The sequence below is a fragment of the Ornithinibacillus jepli genome (assembly GCF_047228935.1).
Taxonomy (GTDB): domain Bacteria; phylum Bacillota; class Bacilli; order Bacillales; family Amphibacillaceae; genus Ornithinibacillus.
The window spans coordinates 1,054,853-1,072,056 of the sequence record NZ_JBFEGG010000001.1 but is presented as its reverse complement, the minus strand read 5'-3'; the positions used below and the strand labels follow the sequence as shown (position 1 = coordinate 1,072,056).

Below are 17,204 nucleotides of genomic sequence, written 5' to 3'. Positions count from 1 at the left end.
TTGTGATAGCGTAAAAATCCAAACAAAAATTATAAAGTCTAAAATGATGTAAATTATAGTACATAAAGGTGGTGAGAGAATGAATCGATTTGTCGTCTTGGATTTAGAAACAACAGGAAACTCTAGTGCAAACCAAGATAAAATTATCGAAGTGGGTATCGTTGTAATAGAAAAAAATAAAATCATCGATGAATTTTCAACGATGTTATACCCGGAAAAATCTATACCACCATTTATTACAAAATTAACCGGAATAAAGGATGAAGATGTGTATGGTGCTCCATCTTTTATTGAAATGGCAGATACTATTACAGGTTTATTAGAAAATAGTTATTTAATAGCACACAATGTACCATTTGATATGGGATTTTTAAATGCTGAATTATCTTCTATTGGGAAACCAAGATTAAAAAATCCTGTAATTGATACGGTAGAACTAACAAGGATTCTTTTCCCACAAGCTCCAGGATTTAAGCTGGGTCAACTGGCTGAGTATTTAGAAATTAAACATGACAATCCTCATCGTGCATTATCCGATGCGCATGTTACAGCAAAACTGTTTATTAAGCTCATGGAAAAGATCTTGACATTACCTTATGAAACGTTAAATCATCTTTTAAAGCTTGAAAAGTCGTTGAAATCTGATTTATATGAGATTCTAAATAAACGATTAGAAAAAATTACATTCTCTAATGATCAAACAGACTATATCACTTATAAAGGTTTAGCATTTCGTCATAGTCAAATTGAAAAAAGAGAGAAAGTATCTATTACGAGTTCTTTTGGTGATTTTTTAGATTCTATTTATGAAAGACATGGTACGATGGAATCTCATATAAAAAAATACGAAAAAAGAGAAGGACAGCGGGTCATGTCAGAAGATATATATGATTCGTTCCAAGCAAAAAAACATGCTTTAATTGAAGCTGAAACAGGTACAGGAAAGACTTTAGCCTACTTGATACCTGTAATCTATGAAGCAGTTAAGACAAATAAGAAGTTGCTTATTAGTACGTATACGACACAATTGCAATCACAATTATTAGAGGAAGAAATACCTTTAGTATCAGAGTTAATCCCATTCTCATTCAAAGTAGCTTTACTTAAAGGAAAACAGCATTATATTAGTATCGAAAAGTTTGTGAATGAACTATACACAAGTCAACAAGATAATTATGATATTGCATTAACGAAAGCCATGATTCTAATATGGTTACTGGAAACAGAAACCGGTGATATTGATGAATTACATTTGCCATCACATGGGCAAATTTTTTATAAACGAATTTCTGCAGAAACTGAAGGACAAGCAGATCCGTCTTCACCTTGGTTTAAATATTCCTATTATCAGAGAGCACGACGAAAAGCTCAACTTGCAGATATAATTATTACGAATCATGCATTACTGTGCACAGATATATTCAATGATTATCAGTTTTTACCAAATTATGATAAAGCTGTTATTGACGAGGCACATCATTTAGAAGAAACAGCGTCAAAACATTATGGACTTAAACTTGATTATGTTAATATGCAACATGTGTTAAATCAAATTGGTTCCCTTGGAGATGGTAAATGGATAGATAAGCTCACTTCGGAAAATCCTGAAGTTGGAAAAGTTATATCTAAAGAAAGATGGAATGACTTATTCACGTTAATTAAATATGAGTTAGACGAATTATTTCGATCTATTTTTCAATATGTGTTAAATCAGGAAGGAAATAAAAAAGTATTAAGTGATGTGGGGCGAATTCAATATCGATATGAGAAACATAAGGAAAAAGAAAAAAACTGGAATTCGATAAAAGAAATGGCATCTAGATTTATTTTTTACATTCGTGACGTCATTCATCTACTAGCACTAACAAGTCAAGATTTGAATGATAAAGAAGCAAAAGATGATACAGAGCATCGAATTGAGTTGTTACAATCCTTTATTGACGGCATTGAACAGTTGTTTTTAATTGACAATGATTCATTAGAAGTAAAATGGATTGAGATTGAAGCATACGGGGCTAAAAATGCAGTGTATTTGTACAGTGAACCGGTTAATATTTCGTCTGTTTTACAAGAGAAGTTCTTTGACGTTAAAGAGAGTGTAATATTAACTAGTGCTACATTAACCATGAAGAATTCCTTTAATTTCATACAAAAGCGTCTCGGTATACAAAATGAACGATTGTTTACGAAAAAAATCCCATCTCCTTTCTCGTATAAAGATCAAGTCCGTGTTATGGTACCAAGTGATTTTCCCGACATTTCTTATGGTAATACCGATGATTTTATAGCTGCTACTTGTGAATCCATTCTTTCTTTAGCGGAAATTACGAATGGCAGAATGTTAGTGCTTTTTACTTCCTATGATATGCTTAAAAAGTCATATTATTTATTAAAAGAGACGATGGAAAATGAGAAGTTTGTGCTGATAGCTCAAGGTATCTCAAGTGGAAGTAGAGAGAGATTAAAGAAGAATTTTCAAACCTTTGATCAATCCATCCTATTAGGCACAAGTTCATTTTGGGAGGGTGTTGATATACCGGGAGATGATTTATCCTGTTTAGTGATTGTCAGACTTCCGTTTCAACCACCCAATCATCCGGTTTATGAGGCAAAGGCGCTTGACATGAAAATGAACGGTGGAAATGCATTTTATGATTTAGCATTACCAAATGCTGTTATTCGGTTTAAACAAGGATTTGGAAGACTGATTCGTTCTACCAATGACAGAGGGATAGTATTTGTTTGTGATGCAAGGATTATCAAGTCATCATATGGGAAATATTTCACTGATTCAATACCAAAAGTGCCCATTGCATTTGATTCAACCAATGAACTGATGCAAAAAGCTAAAGAGTGGTTTTAAAAAAAGAACTGATGCTTTATGCATCAGTCCAATTGAGATGGTATGGTGTTTAGAATTTTTTTGGTTGAAATAAATAAAAATAAAACAAAAATCAGGGAATGCTTGGTATAATGTAAGGTGTTTCATCTTATTTAAGTTCAACGTAATCATAGTATAAGCAGCAAACAAGGAACTATGATTAGCAATAATTGATAAGAATAAAAGCAATTTAATCTGTATAGTTAAATTTGGAGGGAAATCTATGGGCAAAACGATATTTAACCGAATCAGCAGTAGAAAAAAGAAAGTAGCAAGATTATCCATCTATGCGTAGACATAATGTAGTATTACCCTCCTGGACAAAATGGGTTTTACTTGCACTAATTCTTATCCTTGTTGCACTAATTATTTTTTTTACTGTAATTTATAATGATATTCAAAATAGCAAGACTTACGGTTTTCAAGCTGCTGAGGAAAGAGTACTAGAGGAAACGGATGTAAGTGAAGTGGTGGAAACAATGCGCTATCACGGTGAAGTGCTTCACCACGTTGTATTCGGAAAAAATAGATCAAATGAAACCCTAATTGTGTTTGTTCCCGAGGATCGTGAATCGGAATTAACAGTAGTTAACAAAAAGGACATAGAACCAGTTGAAAACGTTAGAGAGAATTGGCTATCTGAATGTGCAAACTGCGAGCTAATTGATATTGTTCCAGCGATTCTTAATAATGATCCTTTATGGGAAATTACTTTCTACGATGAAGCAGGTCGATATGTCTTAAATTATGTTTCAATCTTCGATGGATCTAAATATGAAGAATTTCGTTTTAGAAAAATGTTTGATTAAGTGAGGGAATTGCCAATGGACATTGCAAACAGAGTAAAAACATTAACACCTTCGTCTACTTTAGCCATTACCGCTAAAGCGAGGGAGCTTAAAAATAGTGGTCATGATGTTATTGGATTAGGTGCAGGTGAGCCTGACTTTAACACACCAGAATATATTATTCAAGCTGCTAAAGAATCTATGGTCCAAGGGATGACAAAGTATACGCCTACTGGTGGAATTAATGAATTAAAACAAGTTATTATAGACAAGTTGAAAAAAGATAACGAACTTGATTATAAAATGAGTGAAATAATCGTTACATCTGGTGCCAAACATGCTTTATATACATTATTTCAAGTACTATTAAATGATGACGATGAAGTAATAGTTCCAGCGCCATACTGGGTAAGTTATCCGGAACAAATTAAGCTGGCTGGTGGTAAACCAGTTATAGTAGATGGATTAGAGGATAACAATTTTAAAATTACCCCTAATCAATTAGAATCTGCTATAACGGGTAAAACGAAAGCAATCATTATAAATTCTCCAAGTAATCCTACAGGAATGATGTATAATGAGACTGAGCTTCGCATCTTGGGAGAATTATGCTTAAAACATAATATTTTAATCATTTCAGATGAAATATACGAGAAATTAATCTATACAGAGGATAAGCATGTTTCTATTGCGCAATTATCTCCTGAGTTAAAGGCTAATACCGTTGTAATTAATGGTGTATCGAAATCCCATGCTATGACTGGATGGAGAATTGGATATGCTGCTGGTCCTGAAGGAATTATTAAAGCAATGACGAATTTAGCATCACATTCAACGTCAAATCCAACATCTGTTGCTCAATATGCAGCACTTGCTGCATACGAAGCATTGGAAGACCCAACTATTGAGATGCGTAAAGTATTTGCAGAAAGACTCGACGCATTATATGATTTAATCGTTACAATTCCTGGGATAACATGTAAAAAGCCACAAGGAGCTTTTTATTTATTCCCAAATGTATCAGAAGCTGCTAAATTAAACGGGTTTCATTCAGTTGATGAATGGGTTAGTGCATTATTAGAAGAAGAGAAGGTTGCAGTAGTTCCAGGATCAGGTTTTGGAGCTAGTGATTATATGCGTTTGTCTTACGCAATCTCTAAAGAACAGTTAATTGAGGCTGCTAATCGAATAAAACGATTCGTAGAGAAAAATAGACAATAAGGATTTCCTTGACGAAGCAAATTATTTACTAATGGAGGTTATTTCGTTGAAAACAACAATCGCACAAGTACCTAAATTTGAAGGTGAATCAGTAACAATTGGAGCATGGCTAGCTAACAAGCGTTCGAGTGGTAAAATTGCATTTTTACAATTACGTGATGGTACAGGATTTATGCAAGCAGTAGTAGCTAAAAGTGATGTTAGTGAAGAAACATTCCAACTAGCAAAAAACCTTACGCAAGAATCTTCTATCTATGTGACAGGAACCATTGTAGAAGATTCTCGTTCTCCTTTTGGTTATGAAATGCAGGTTACAGAACTCGAGTTGATTCATGAGTCTGTCGACTATCCAATTACTCCAAAAGAACATGGAACAGAATTTTTAATGGACCATCGTCATTTATGGTTACGGTCTAAGAGACAACATGCTGTTATGAAAATAAGAAATGAAATTATTCGTTCTACATATGAATTTTTTAATGAGAATGGCTATATTAAAGTCGATCCACCAATTTTAACAGGATCATCTGCAGAAGGAACTACAGAGCTTTTCCATACGAAATATTTTGATGAAGATGCTTATTTATCTCAAAGTGGTCAATTATATATGGAAGCTGCTGCAATGGCTTTCGGTAAAGTTTTCTCGTTTGGGCCAACTTTTCGTGCAGAAAAATCAAAAACTCGTCGTCATTTAATAGAATTCTGGATGATTGAACCCGAAATGGCGTTTGTTGATCATGAGGAAAGCTTAGAAATTCAAGAGAACTATGTTAGCTATATCGTTCAATCTGTATTGAAAAATTGCCAATTAGAGCTAGGGATTCTGGAAAGAGATACATCAAAGCTAGAAAATATTAAAGCGCCTTTCCCTCGTATTTCATATGATGATGCTATTACATTGTTAAAAGAAAAAGGATTTACAGACATTGATTGGGGTGACGATTTCGGAGCACCACATGAAACTGCGATTGCAGAAAGCTTTGACAAACCAGTATTTATTACGAATTATCCTGCTGAAATTAAAGCATTCTATATGAAACCAGACCCAAATAGACAAGAAGTAGTTCTTTGTGCAGACTTGATTGCTCCTGAGGGATATGGCGAAATTATCGGTGGATCTCAAAGAATCGATGACTTAGAATTAATGAAACAGCGCTACGTTGAACATGGATTAACTGGACCAGCATATCAATGGTACTTAGAGTTGAGGAAATACGGAAGTGTACCTCACTCTGGATTTGGTCTTGGATTAGAGCGTACAGTAGCTTGGTTATCAGGTGTGGAACATGTTCGTGAAACAATTCCATTCCCTAGATTGCTAAATCGTTTGTACCCTTAAGGTAATAGCATTTTACCTTTCAGATTTTAATAAAATGTAATATGGCTGTCTCCTTTAATTGGGGCAGCCATATTTATATGATTTATCTGTTTCATGCTATACTATCTAGAGAGGTGCAATTATATGAAAAAAACTATTTCATTCCAAGATATATTAAACAATCAAATAACAATACCTAATAAGCTATTATTGTCTTATAAAAGTTTAGGACTAAATGAAACAGAAGTGATGGTTATTCTTCAAATTCATCGTTCCATCTTACAAGGAAACTATTTTCCAACGTTAAATGAACTAACTAATACACTAACGATAAACGACAATGAATGCTCAAAAATACTTCGCAAGCTTATTCAGCGGAATTTGTTAAAAATTGAACGCACTGAGAACAGTCAACATCAACTAAGTGAAGCGTATTCGCTTGAGCCGCTTTGGGAAAGATTATTTCAGCCAGTATTAGAAGATAAAAAAGAAAATGATGACGGCTCATTATTTATTCTTTTTGAACAGGAATTCGGTAGACCACTTTCGCCATTTGAGATTGAAACTGTAAATGTTTGGTTAGATGAAGATAAAATTTCTCCAGCATTAATTAAAGCAGCACTTCGAGAGTCTGTTTTAATGGCCAAACTTAACTTTAAGTACATGGATCGAATTTTGCGTGAGTGGAAAAAGAAGGGGATTCATACCGTTGAACAAGCACGCCAAGCATCAAAAAGATTTCATGATAATCAAGTAACAAAACAGACTACTACAAGTAATCAAAACAGAGATACGTCATTTTATTATAATTGGCTAGAGGGAGAGGAATAATGTTAAATAAGAAACAAATTCGATTTTGTTTGGACGAAATTGCTAACATGTTTCCAGATGCAGAATGCGAACTAACACATCGTAATCCATTTGAGCTTGTTATAGCCGTTCTTTTATCAGCACAATGTACTGATGCACTGGTGAATAAGGTTACTAAAGAACTATTTAAAAAATACAAAACCCCTGAAGATTATTTGTCAGTTTCATTAGAAGAATTGCAGCATGATATTCGTTCCATAGGTTTATATCGTAATAAAGCAAAAAACATCCAAAAGCTATGTAAGGTTTTACTTGAGGAATATGGTGGGGAAGTACCAAGAACTAAAGAGGAATTAGTCAAATTAGCTGGAGTAGGGCGAAAGACTGCTAATGTCGTAGCCTCAGTAGCATTTGGTGAACCAGCTATTGCGGTTGACACTCATGTGGAACGTGTCTCTAAACGGTTAGGGATTTGTCGCTGGAAAGATTCTGTATTAGAAGTGGAAGAGACGCTAATGAAGAAGGTACCGAAGGATGAGTGGAGTGTTACACATCATCGCTTAATTTTTTTTGGACGCTATCATTGTAAATCGAAGAATCCTAATTGTCCTGAATGTCCTTTACTGGAATTATGTAGAGAAGGGCAGAAGAGAATGAAAAATAGAGAAACAATATAAAAAAATGCTGTCACAACTAATGTGACAGCATTTTTTTATTTATTCTCCACCATCGTCACCAGAAACTTCGTCTGATTCCTCATCAGAATCTGGCGGATCGGTATTTTCTTCTCCCGGGATTTCGATAGAAGTACTCCGGGTTTCACTTCTTGTTCCTTCATTCTTTCCGTTTCGACCAATAGCCGTTACGTAAATATTGTAAACTTGACCTGGAGTAAAGTTTCCACTGATTTCAAGACCTTTTGACTCTACAGTTTGTGTCCCACCTTGTGGACCTTCTACAACTACTTCAAAAGAAGCTGGTGGTCCATTATACCCCCATGAAACATCAATAATGGATTGTTCAGGATGATAAACAGCAGATAGGTCGTCAACAGGATTAATAGAGGATTCTTCCTCCTCATCACTCTCTAATTTAATTGTAATAGATTGTGGCTCACTACGATTCTCTTCGTTTTCCTTACTGAATACTATAACTTGAATTTTGTATTCTGCATCTGGAGTTACTTGAGTAATCTCAATTTCTTTATTGTCAGTAGAGGAGAGCACTTGCATTTCTCCACCATTTACACTAGCTGACACTTCAAATCCAACTTCTTCTTCTGAATCGTACTCCCATTTTACTAAAATAGATTTATTTTCTTTTTGATAATCAGCCTTTAGTCCTTTAACAGGGTCCATCTTATCATATTTCTCAGAAGTTTTAGTCGGCTCTGTTCCTTTAACAAATAATTCTTTCACAATATCTGATTCAGGTGTATGTTTGCTAGGGAGAAGAGCAGGATTAGATCCCTTTTCGACTGCTACTTCCACAACTGAATCAGGTTTTACAAAGTCAGGTGTTTCCACATTTTCATGAACCTTAGTCATTAAGTTTTTAAACAGTGCATGTGCAATATATTTTTCATCATCCATTGCTCGTTGTCCTTCATTATAACCGACCCAAATTGCTGTTGTATAATTCGTAGTATACCCTGCAATCCAAGAGTCCTTTGTTCCTTCAACATTCTCAAAGTTTGTTGTACCTGTTTTAGCAGCAATAGGTAAGTTAGGAATTCTAGCAGGTCCACCAGAGGATCCTTGTGCTAAAGCTGTTTTAAGCATGTCTGAAATCATATATGCAGTATAATCCGACATAACAACTTCTGGTTCAGGTGCAAGTTCAACTGTTTGTTTATCAGGATAAACTACTTTTGATACAGCATAAGGTTCGTAACGCATACCTTCATTAGCAAATGCTTGATATGCGCCAGCAAGTTGCAATGGATTAACATTCGTATCAGCTCCACCGATTGCATCGGTTAACTGAGGGCGACCATTTGCAAATTCAATACCAAGTTGATTGGCAAATTTTTGTGAGTTATCATAACCAACCTCTTCTAAAACTTTTACAGCAGGAACGTTAAGGGATTCCTGTAAAGCATATCGTGCAGTCATCCAGCCTTGATATGTTCTGTTCCAGTTTCTGATTGCTTGATCTGTGCCTGCAATTTCGTATGGCTTATCATCATTAAGCTGATGATAAGTAGATATTTTATTGTATTCAATAGCAGGACCATAGGCAACTATTGGTTTGAATGCAGACCCCGGTTGACTACCGCCTTGAATTGCATAGTTCCACCCATTCTGATAATTGTGGTCACCACCAATTGCGCGAATAGCTCCTGATTTAGTATCGAGAAGTACTAAACCAGCATGTAAATCCTCGTTAGGAAAGTTAACTGGATTATTTTCTGAATCTGATAAAAGAAGTTCTACATAATCCTGCGCATTTTTATCCAACGTTGTATATATTTCTAATCCATCTGAATATATATCTGCACCATCTAATTTTGCTTCTACTTCTTGTTCAACCTTTTGTATGAAAGCATCATATGGTTTCGAGTCTTCTTTCTCATCCACTAAAAGGGAAGGGATATCAACCTTTAATGCTTCATCCGCTTCTTCTTGTGTTATTTTGCCATGGCGAACCATTAATTTTAATACGGTTTCCATCCTCTGTTTAGTTAAATCAGGATTTTTAGTAGGATCATATGCTGACGGTCTTTGCGGAAGACCTGCTAATATAGCGGCTTCGGGCAAGGTTAACTCGTGTAAGTCTGTTTTACCGAAGTATGTTTCAGCAGCTTTAGCAACACCATATGCACCAGAACCGTAATATATTTTATTTAAATACATTTCTAAAATCTCTTCTTTTGAGAATTCTTTTTCTAGTTGGAGTGCAAGCCATTGCTCTTGTACTTTTAACTTCAACTTTTTATCAGGTGTAAGAAAAGATTTTTCAATAACTTGTTGCGTAATAGTACTAGCACCTTCCGAACCAAAGCCATTTCGTAAGTTACCAATAATTGCTCCACCGATACGTCTTATATCTATACCGGGATGCTCAAAAAACCTAGCATCCTCTGTAGCTGTAACAGCATCTATTAATACGGTAGGGAGGTCATCATATTCAATTTTAGTACGTTTAAACTCTCCCAGATCGGCAATTAACTCTCCATTCATGTCATACACCTTAGATGATAATGGATCGGCTAATTGGGATGTATCAATTTCTGGTGCTGTGGCAATATAATAAGAGAATAAGGCTGCAACTCCGATACCGATAGCAACAAAAATAATAACTAAACTTAAAAATATTTTTTTCCATATAGGTTTCTTTTTGGATTTCTTTTGTTTTCTTCGTGCAGTGCGACTTTGGCTATTATTGGCCATTACTCACTACCTCCAATCTAAAAATAAAGCTGATTAATAATAGATAGATAATCAACTCTAGTTTGGTATTTAAAAGGAATTAAGTATCCTTTTTGTTTTATATCGTTATATGGTATTGATTTTCTACCATCCGCTTCCTTTTCATACCAAAAGGGTAATAATTTATCTGCTTCTAATAGATAAGTTTCATCATGAAAAGCAAATCGGATAATCATAAAACAGATACCACCATGTTTTACAATGGATTCCATATGCTTTATTTGATGTTCATGAATATTCGATAGTGGAAATGAAGTTTTATTCTTCGTTTCCTTCGCTTCAAAATCTACATAACGATTTCGGTATACACCATTATAATCTGTTGTGGATGCTTGTTTAAAATACGCTTCGGTAATAACAGCTGCACTACGTTTCGGATAATTAACTTTTACAATTTGGATTGGCGTGGGCTTTTTGTGTATGATTGCTAAATCCATCTCTAAATAGTATTGGTTCGTTTGATTTATATCCTCCTCAAGTGTCATTCCACGATTGGAGAATGTTTGATTTGTACTATTACTACTTGCATTAGATAACGATTTTTTCCCATTTGGATAGTTCACGGGTTTCCCCCCTAGCATAAACAGTATCATATCAGAAAAACTCCTGCAGTGTAACTTTAAAGTACAATTTTAATAAAAATATCACATATTAAGGCAGGGTTTACCGCATGAAATCGAATAACAATTACCAAGAGTATCTATATTATATAATAAATACAACTAGGAAGCATAATATAGACAACGTTTCTCGTACAAAAGCTTATCAAGAATTTTATTTAAAACACCCAGAGATTAAGTGGGCTTTATTAGCTAGTATCGTGTCAAGGAATGCTGGGTGGAATATGACTGACTTACAATTACCACCTTTTAAAAAAATATTAGGTTGTAAAGAAAGAGAAAACTTATTTATGACGTATGAACGGGCGAACTGGCTTATTTTTTCCGATGCTTACCCACAACTTTTAGTTTATGAGTTATCCAAAGAACATGATCTATCCATTATAAATGTATTGAAAGAACTACATGTTTCCTCTTTTATGATTCGTGAATGGAAGATTTTTAGAAAAACAACTAATAAAGAACGGTTAATGATTGCTTTAATTATTAATGAGCAGAACGTTATTCAACAACCCGTCATTAAACAACCATATTTTAAAAGAAAAGTATTTTTTAGCATTCCATATTTAATACAAAACAATCTAATGCTTAATGCTGTTTTACTTCCAACTGATAAAGGAAGATTGTACGGGTATCATGTTCACGGTTTTACTAATGTAACAAATCGAATTACACTCGGAAAAAGACTAGCCTCTCAATTATTCCACCCTACAATTTATCCAGCAATAATGGATTTTATCCTAAACATTGAACATACTGGTTCCCGAAAAGATTATGAACGCTTTTATTCCATCACACTTCCAACTAGCCCAATGTTAAGGCGAGTATATCCAGTAATAGAACATCAAGATATTATTCGTAAAGACTGGTATAAATTAGGGGGGACAAAAAAGAAGTGGTATTTACCAGAAAAAGGGGAACCAAATGACATCGGAAAACAGTTTTATATGAAGCGGAATCTTTTATATTCCTATTACGACATAAAGTGTATTTTCGATTAAGAAAGAGGATTTGCAAGGAGCAAACCCTCTTTCTTATGTTGATGGACGATTTGGACCATTCAATTTCTTATCGCCAGTTTTTAATGATTTTCCATTCTCTACTTCTTTTTGTTTGTTTTTCTGTTTGTCTTTCATATTTAAAAACCTCCTTTACAATTAGTTTGTCTAATTAACGAAAAAAAATGAGCATATACACTAGTTTTGTACAATTGCTTCTAGTTTTGTCGAACAGGAAGGAGGATATGATTAGTTTAGCGAATTTATGGATATTATTCTAAATTCGTGGGGTGATAAAATGGGACTTGCATTGCTTAAAGATAAAGAGTTAAATGGAATGAATCGAAAGGATTTTGAAGATGCATTAATGCATATAGCGGATATGGCTCGAATAGCAGAACAAAAGCTAACTTTAAAAGTTGATAAAAGGATAAATGATAGTTACAAAGAAAAAAAGCATGAAATAGATGAAGTTAGTGTTAATATTCGTAGTTTATTAAAGTAAAATTTGTTTAAGCAATGTATAATGTCTTATTCATTCAAACATGTTAAAGTAAAGTTAAGATTGGATGAATAGAGGCGTTTAACATGATACTTGTGAATTATACGAACCAACTAAAACAAGAACTAGACAATTTAAAGAATATATTTGAACAAAACAATCCTCCAGAAGATAGGAAAGATAAGGTCTTTTTTGAAATGGTAAAAAAAGAAACCTTACCTATTTATGAGCTATTAGGAAAGTGGGAAGAACTTGCATTAGAAATAATTAAAGAGAGTAAAATAAGTGTGCACCCTAATCAAGTTGTGTCCACAAGAGAAAATATGGAACTACTTTTAATGCATAGTTACTATGTGGATGTGAGAAGAAGACGATATATGGAGTTACATCAATCTGTAATGTATGTATTTGATCAATTACTGCGTGCAATTTCTTAATTTCTTTCTTTACAATTCTGACAACTTTTAATATAATTAGCTTCCACACATCAAGAGGGGGAAAGGTAATGAATAAAAATGAATTAGTAGAAAAAGCAATTCAAATTAGAGAAAGTGCTTATGTTCCATATTCAAAATTTCCTGTTGGCGCAGCACTTTTAACAAAATCGGGGAAAGTGTATACTGGATGTAATATTGAAAATGCTGCATACCCCGTTTCTTTATGTGCAGAACGTGTTGCAATATTTAAAGCAATTTCAGAAGGAGAAACTGAATTTGTTGAGATGGCAGTAGTTGCTGATACTGAACGGCCAGTACCACCTTGTGGATCTTGCCGTCAAGTTATGAGTGAATTTTTCAGTGGCGAGATGCATGTCCATTTAACCAATTTAAATTCTAATACGATGACAGTTACCGTGGATGAATTACTACCATTTTCATTTCAGAAAACAGATATGGAAAAATAATACATAATAATATTTGGTGTTTATTTTACTGTTAAAAAATTGAACTTATGATAAAGTAAAGTAAGAAGCAGATTGTCCTGTTTCTTACTTTTTTGTTATAATAAAATACGGAGATTGTACATATAGTAAAATAACTTGTTTCACATTATACTAAAGAATACGATAATAATAAAAAGAATCACAATCAAATGGGGTGAAGGAATGCAAAATCGAGTTCAACTAAGCGGTAAAGATATTCTTGAAAAAGATTTTAAAACAGCTATGCGTGGATATAACCAGGAAGAAGTTGATGAATTCCTAGATATAGTTATCCAAGACTATGAAGCATTTGGACAAGAAATTGATCGATTAAAACAGGAAATTCAAAGAATGAAAAAATCAAGTGAAGGCCAAGCAAGAACAAGGTCTACTAACCCTGTACCACAACAAGTTAATTATGATGTCCTAAAACGTCTATCTAACCTAGAGAAGGCTGTATTTGGAAGTAAATATGCAAACGCAGATTCATAAGATTTACTATAATTACCAGTGATTTTCGTATGAAAATATGTTAAGCTAATTCTTAGCTAATTGTTGAATACTCATGTAATCGCTGCACATTTGTGTAGAGGAAAGTCCATGCTCACACAAACTGAGATGTTTGTAGTGTTCGTGCTTGACGAATTCATAAGTCAAGGTAGCCTATATAAAGCTAACGGCAGGTGAAGTTCCTAAGTCTATGGATATGGAATTATAACCTTGAAAGTGCCACAGTGACGGAGCTAAAGTGGAAACACTTTAGGTGGAACGAGGTAAACCCCGCGAGTGAGCAACCCAAATTATGGTAGGGGCATCCTCTTATTAGGGAAATGAACCGAAAGAGGGACAGGTAATACCTGTAGATAGATGATTACAACCGGAGTACGAGGCTGACCACCGTTTGAAGTACAATGGTACAGAACATGGCTTATCGAGTATTCAACGGTCTTACATAAGTAATTAAACATAACCTTTCTGCTTTATTAGATGCAGAAAGGTTATTTTATTTATATACTAGTTATGTGGTAAACTAACGGTACTGTTAATACCAACAATGAAGGGAATATGTAAATGACAAATCAAGTAAAATTAATTGCAACTGCAGCTATGGGTTTAGAATCAGTAGTAGCAGATGAAGTACGAAACCTTGGATATGAGGTTGATGTAGATAATGGGAGAATAATTTTTGAAGCTCCTATCTCTGCAATCCCAAGGTGTAATCTATGGCTGAGATCGGCTGACCGAGTAAAACTAGTAGTTGGAGAATTTAAAGCAACTACCTTCGACGAATTATTTGAAGGTACTAAAGCTTTGGCTTGGGAAAACTTTGTAAGTGAAGATGGGCAATTTCCTGTATCGGGTAAATCCGTTAAATCAACATTATATAGTGTTCCAGACTGTCAAAAGATAGTGAAAAAAGCAATCGCAGAACGTTTAAAAAGGAAATACGGGATGGCAAGTAAAATGCCTGAAACCGGTGCTATGTATAAAGTTGAAGTATCATTATTAAAAGATACCGCATTACTTACTATCGATACATCAGGAGTAGGATTACATAAAAGAGGTTATCGTGTCGGTCAAGGTGAGGCTCCTTTAAAAGAAACAATGGCGGCAGCACTAATATTATTAACAAATTGGCGACCAGACTATCCGTTAATCGATCCATTCTGTGGGTCAGGGACAATTCCTATTGAAGCAGCTTTAATCGGTCAAAATATAGCACCAGGATTTAATAGAGAATTTTCTGCGGAAGAGTGGGGTTTTATTCGGAATAAATATTGGGATGAAGCGTTCCAAGAGGCAGAAGACCTTGCTAAATACGATCAGAAGCTTGAAATTATTGGTAGTGATATTGATCATAAGATGATTGAGATTGCTAAGTCGAATAGTTTAGAAGCTGGTTTAGGTGAATTAGTTTCGTGGAAGCAGATGCAGGTAAGTGACCTCTCTATTCGAAGAGACAATGGCTATATTATTGCTAATCCTCCATATGGGCAACGTATTGGAGATCTAGAAAACGTTCAAAAAATGTATCAAGATTTAGGTAATATAATGAAAAAACATCCATCTTGGAGTGTTTACATTTTAACCGCTCTTGAAACATTTGAAAAACATTATGGGGAAAAAGCTACCAAAAAAAGAAAACTATTTAATGGTTTTATAAAAACAGACTACTATCAGTACTTTGGTAAGAAAATCAAGGGGGCAGAACAATGACAAGTTATACAGAAACAGAAAAGTCATTTTTAGATTATTTAAAGGAAATGAATGCAATTCGTGAGGCTGTAACTTTAATACAATGGGACTTGCGTACAAAAATCCCTAAAAAAGGAGTTGAGCAACGTTCTGAAGTAGTCGGTTACCTTTCACAAAAGCTCCATCAAATGCAAGTATCCGATAAAATGAAATCCTTTATAGATGATTTAAAAGATAACACAGAAGATGAAATTATCCAAAAGTCCATATTAGAGTGTCTAGATACATATGAGAAAAATCGAAAGATCCCGGAATCAGAATATAAGGAATTTGTTATGCTACAATCTAAATCTGAAGCTGTTTGGCAAGAAGCAAGAGATAAATCAGATTTTACACTGTTTCAGCCTTATTTAGAGAAGCTAGTAGACTATAATAGAAAATTTGCGAACTACTGGGGATTTGAGGATAACATTTATGATGCTTTATTAAATAACTATGAGCCAGGCGTAACCGTGAAAACTTTAGATGAAGTATTCCCTAAAGTTCGGAAATCGCTAACTGAATTACTAAAAAAAATCCAGAATAGTTCAGTAAAACCGAACACTACGTTATTAACAACCCATTTTCCAAAACAAGATCAAGAATCTTTCTCGATTGAAATCTTAAATCGTATGGGCTATGACTTTGAAGCGGGTAGATTAGATGACACGATACATCCTTTTGAGATTACAGTCAATTTAAATGATGTTCGGATTACAACACGTTATGATGAAATGGATTTCAGAATGGCAGTATTCGGTATTATTCACGAGGCTGGCCATGCATTATATGAACAAAATATTGATAAAAAATTAGAAGCTACTCCTCTAGCATCTGGTACATCCATGGGTATACACGAATCACAATCATTATTCTGGGAGAACTTTTTAGGAAGAAATAAAGTTTTCTGGGAATCTCATTATGATTTATTCAAAAATCATGCTCCAAAGCACTTTAAGGAAGTTGATGTTCACGAGTTTTATCAAGCAGTTAACGATGTTAAACCTTCCTTTATTCGTATAGAGGCTGATGAATTAACATATCCACTTCATATTATGGTTCGTTACGAATTAGAAAAAGGTTTAATTAATGGAGATATAGAGGTAAAAGATTTACCTAAACTTTGGAATGAAAAAATGGTTGAGTATTTAGGTATTGAACCACCGACGGATAAAGAAGGGGTGCTTCAAGACATTCATTGGGCAGGCGGGGACTTTGGATACTTCCCATCTTATGCTTTAGGGTATATGTATGCTGCACAATTCAAAGACAAAATGGCTCAATCAATTGATATAGATAATGTCATAAAGTCAGGAGATTTCTCTCCAATCCGTGCGTGGCTTACCGAGAACATCCATCAATACGGTAAAATGAAAAAACCTCTTGATATTCTAAATGATGTAACTGGGGAAGGATTAAACCCTGATCATCTGATTAACTATTTAACATCAAAATACAGTGAAATTTATAAGTTTTAA

Annotated in this window: 16 protein-coding genes and 1 other RNA gene; 14 read left to right on the top strand and 3 right to left on the bottom strand. The window is 34.3% G+C overall.

Going from position 1 to position 17,204, the window contains the following annotated elements; translation table 11 throughout:
- Positions 1 to 79 precede the first annotated feature (79 nt).
- The 6 genes from dinG to nth all read left to right on the top strand — a co-directional run bounded on the left by dinG (position 80) and on the right by nth (position 7,695).
- Complete coding sequence (gene dinG / locus AB1K81_RS05525; protein WP_412975629.1) at positions 80 to 2,863, top strand: ATP-dependent DNA helicase DinG; 2,784 nt, start codon at positions 80 to 82, stop codon at positions 2,861 to 2,863.
- Between the two features lie 305 nt (positions 2,864 to 3,168).
- Complete coding sequence (locus AB1K81_RS05520) at positions 3,169 to 3,690, top strand: cell wall elongation regulator TseB-like domain-containing protein (RefSeq protein WP_412975628.1); 522 nt, start codon at positions 3,169 to 3,171, stop codon at positions 3,688 to 3,690.
- A 15-nt stretch (positions 3,691 to 3,705) separates the two neighbouring features.
- Positions 3,706 to 4,890, top strand: coding sequence for a pyridoxal phosphate-dependent aminotransferase (locus tag AB1K81_RS05515; RefSeq protein ID WP_412975627.1), 1,185 nt, complete (start codon positions 3,706 to 3,708; stop codon positions 4,888 to 4,890).
- A gap of 46 nt (positions 4,891 to 4,936) precedes the next feature.
- Positions 4,937 to 6,229: an asparagine--tRNA ligase gene (gene asnS, locus AB1K81_RS05510; RefSeq protein ID WP_412975626.1), complete on the top strand. Its 1,293-nt coding sequence runs from the start codon at positions 4,937 to 4,939 to the stop codon at positions 6,227 to 6,229.
- A 123-nt stretch (positions 6,230 to 6,352) separates the two neighbouring features.
- On the top strand, positions 6,353 to 7,039 hold the full coding sequence (locus tag AB1K81_RS05505; protein ID WP_412975625.1) for a DnaD domain-containing protein: 687 nt from the start codon (positions 6,353 to 6,355) through the stop codon (positions 7,037 to 7,039).
- A complete protein-coding gene (gene nth, locus AB1K81_RS05500) occupies positions 7,039 to 7,695 on the top strand; it encodes an endonuclease III (RefSeq protein ID WP_412975624.1) in 657 nt (218 codons plus the stop codon). Before AB1K81_RS05505 ends, nth begins: the two co-directional genes overlap by 1 nt.
- 39 nt (positions 7,696 to 7,734) lie before the next feature.
- Here nth and AB1K81_RS05495 read toward each other — a convergent pair whose 3' ends face one another.
- Positions 7,735 to 10,410 (bottom strand): transglycosylase domain-containing protein, encoded by a 2,676-nt coding sequence (locus AB1K81_RS05495; RefSeq protein WP_412975623.1) that lies wholly within the window; start codon positions 10,408 to 10,410, stop codon positions 7,735 to 7,737.
- A 17-nt stretch (positions 10,411 to 10,427) separates the two neighbouring features.
- On the bottom strand, positions 10,428 to 11,012 hold the full coding sequence (gene recU, locus AB1K81_RS05490; RefSeq protein ID WP_412975622.1) for a Holliday junction resolvase RecU: 585 nt from the start codon (positions 11,010 to 11,012) through the stop codon (positions 10,428 to 10,430).
- A 107-nt stretch (positions 11,013 to 11,119) separates the two neighbouring features.
- On the opposite strand from recU, the gene AB1K81_RS05485 reads away from it, so the two are divergent.
- Entirely contained in the window at positions 11,120 to 12,070 is a 951-nt protein-coding gene (locus AB1K81_RS05485) for a DUF2515 family protein (protein ID WP_412975621.1), read from the top strand.
- A gap of 33 nt (positions 12,071 to 12,103) precedes the next feature.
- Here AB1K81_RS05485 and AB1K81_RS05480 read toward each other — a convergent pair whose 3' ends face one another.
- Complete coding sequence (locus AB1K81_RS05480; RefSeq protein ID WP_201777699.1) at positions 12,104 to 12,205, bottom strand: spore protein; 102 nt, start codon at positions 12,203 to 12,205, stop codon at positions 12,104 to 12,106.
- A gap of 160 nt (positions 12,206 to 12,365) precedes the next feature.
- On the opposite strand from AB1K81_RS05480, the gene AB1K81_RS05475 reads away from it, so the two are divergent.
- From AB1K81_RS05475 to AB1K81_RS05445, 7 genes are all read left to right on the top strand, one after another.
- On the top strand, positions 12,366 to 12,572 hold the full coding sequence (locus AB1K81_RS05475; protein WP_412975620.1) for a hypothetical protein: 207 nt from the start codon (positions 12,366 to 12,368) through the stop codon (positions 12,570 to 12,572).
- An 83-nt stretch (positions 12,573 to 12,655) separates the two neighbouring features.
- Entirely contained in the window at positions 12,656 to 13,006 is a 351-nt protein-coding gene (locus AB1K81_RS05470; RefSeq protein ID WP_412975619.1) for a DUF1798 family protein, read from the top strand.
- A 68-nt stretch (positions 13,007 to 13,074) separates the two neighbouring features.
- Positions 13,075 to 13,473, top strand: coding sequence for a cytidine deaminase (locus tag AB1K81_RS05465; RefSeq protein WP_412975618.1), 399 nt, complete (start codon positions 13,075 to 13,077; stop codon positions 13,471 to 13,473).
- A gap of 201 nt (positions 13,474 to 13,674) precedes the next feature.
- Positions 13,675 to 13,983, top strand: a complete 309-nt coding sequence (gene gpsB / locus AB1K81_RS05460; RefSeq protein ID WP_412975617.1) for a cell division regulator GpsB — start codon at positions 13,675 to 13,677, stop codon at positions 13,981 to 13,983.
- A gap of 67 nt (positions 13,984 to 14,050) precedes the next feature.
- Positions 14,051 to 14,427, top strand: an RNA gene (rnpB, locus tag AB1K81_RS05455) — RNase P RNA component class B.
- Positions 14,428 to 14,562: 135 nt separating this feature from the next.
- Positions 14,563 to 15,708, top strand: a complete 1,146-nt coding sequence (locus AB1K81_RS05450) for a THUMP domain-containing class I SAM-dependent RNA methyltransferase (protein WP_412975616.1) — start codon at positions 14,563 to 14,565, stop codon at positions 15,706 to 15,708.
- A complete protein-coding gene (locus tag AB1K81_RS05445) occupies positions 15,705 to 17,204 on the top strand; it encodes a carboxypeptidase M32 (protein ID WP_412975615.1) in 1,500 nt (499 codons plus the stop codon). The genes AB1K81_RS05450 and AB1K81_RS05445 overlap by 4 nt, the downstream gene beginning before the upstream one ends.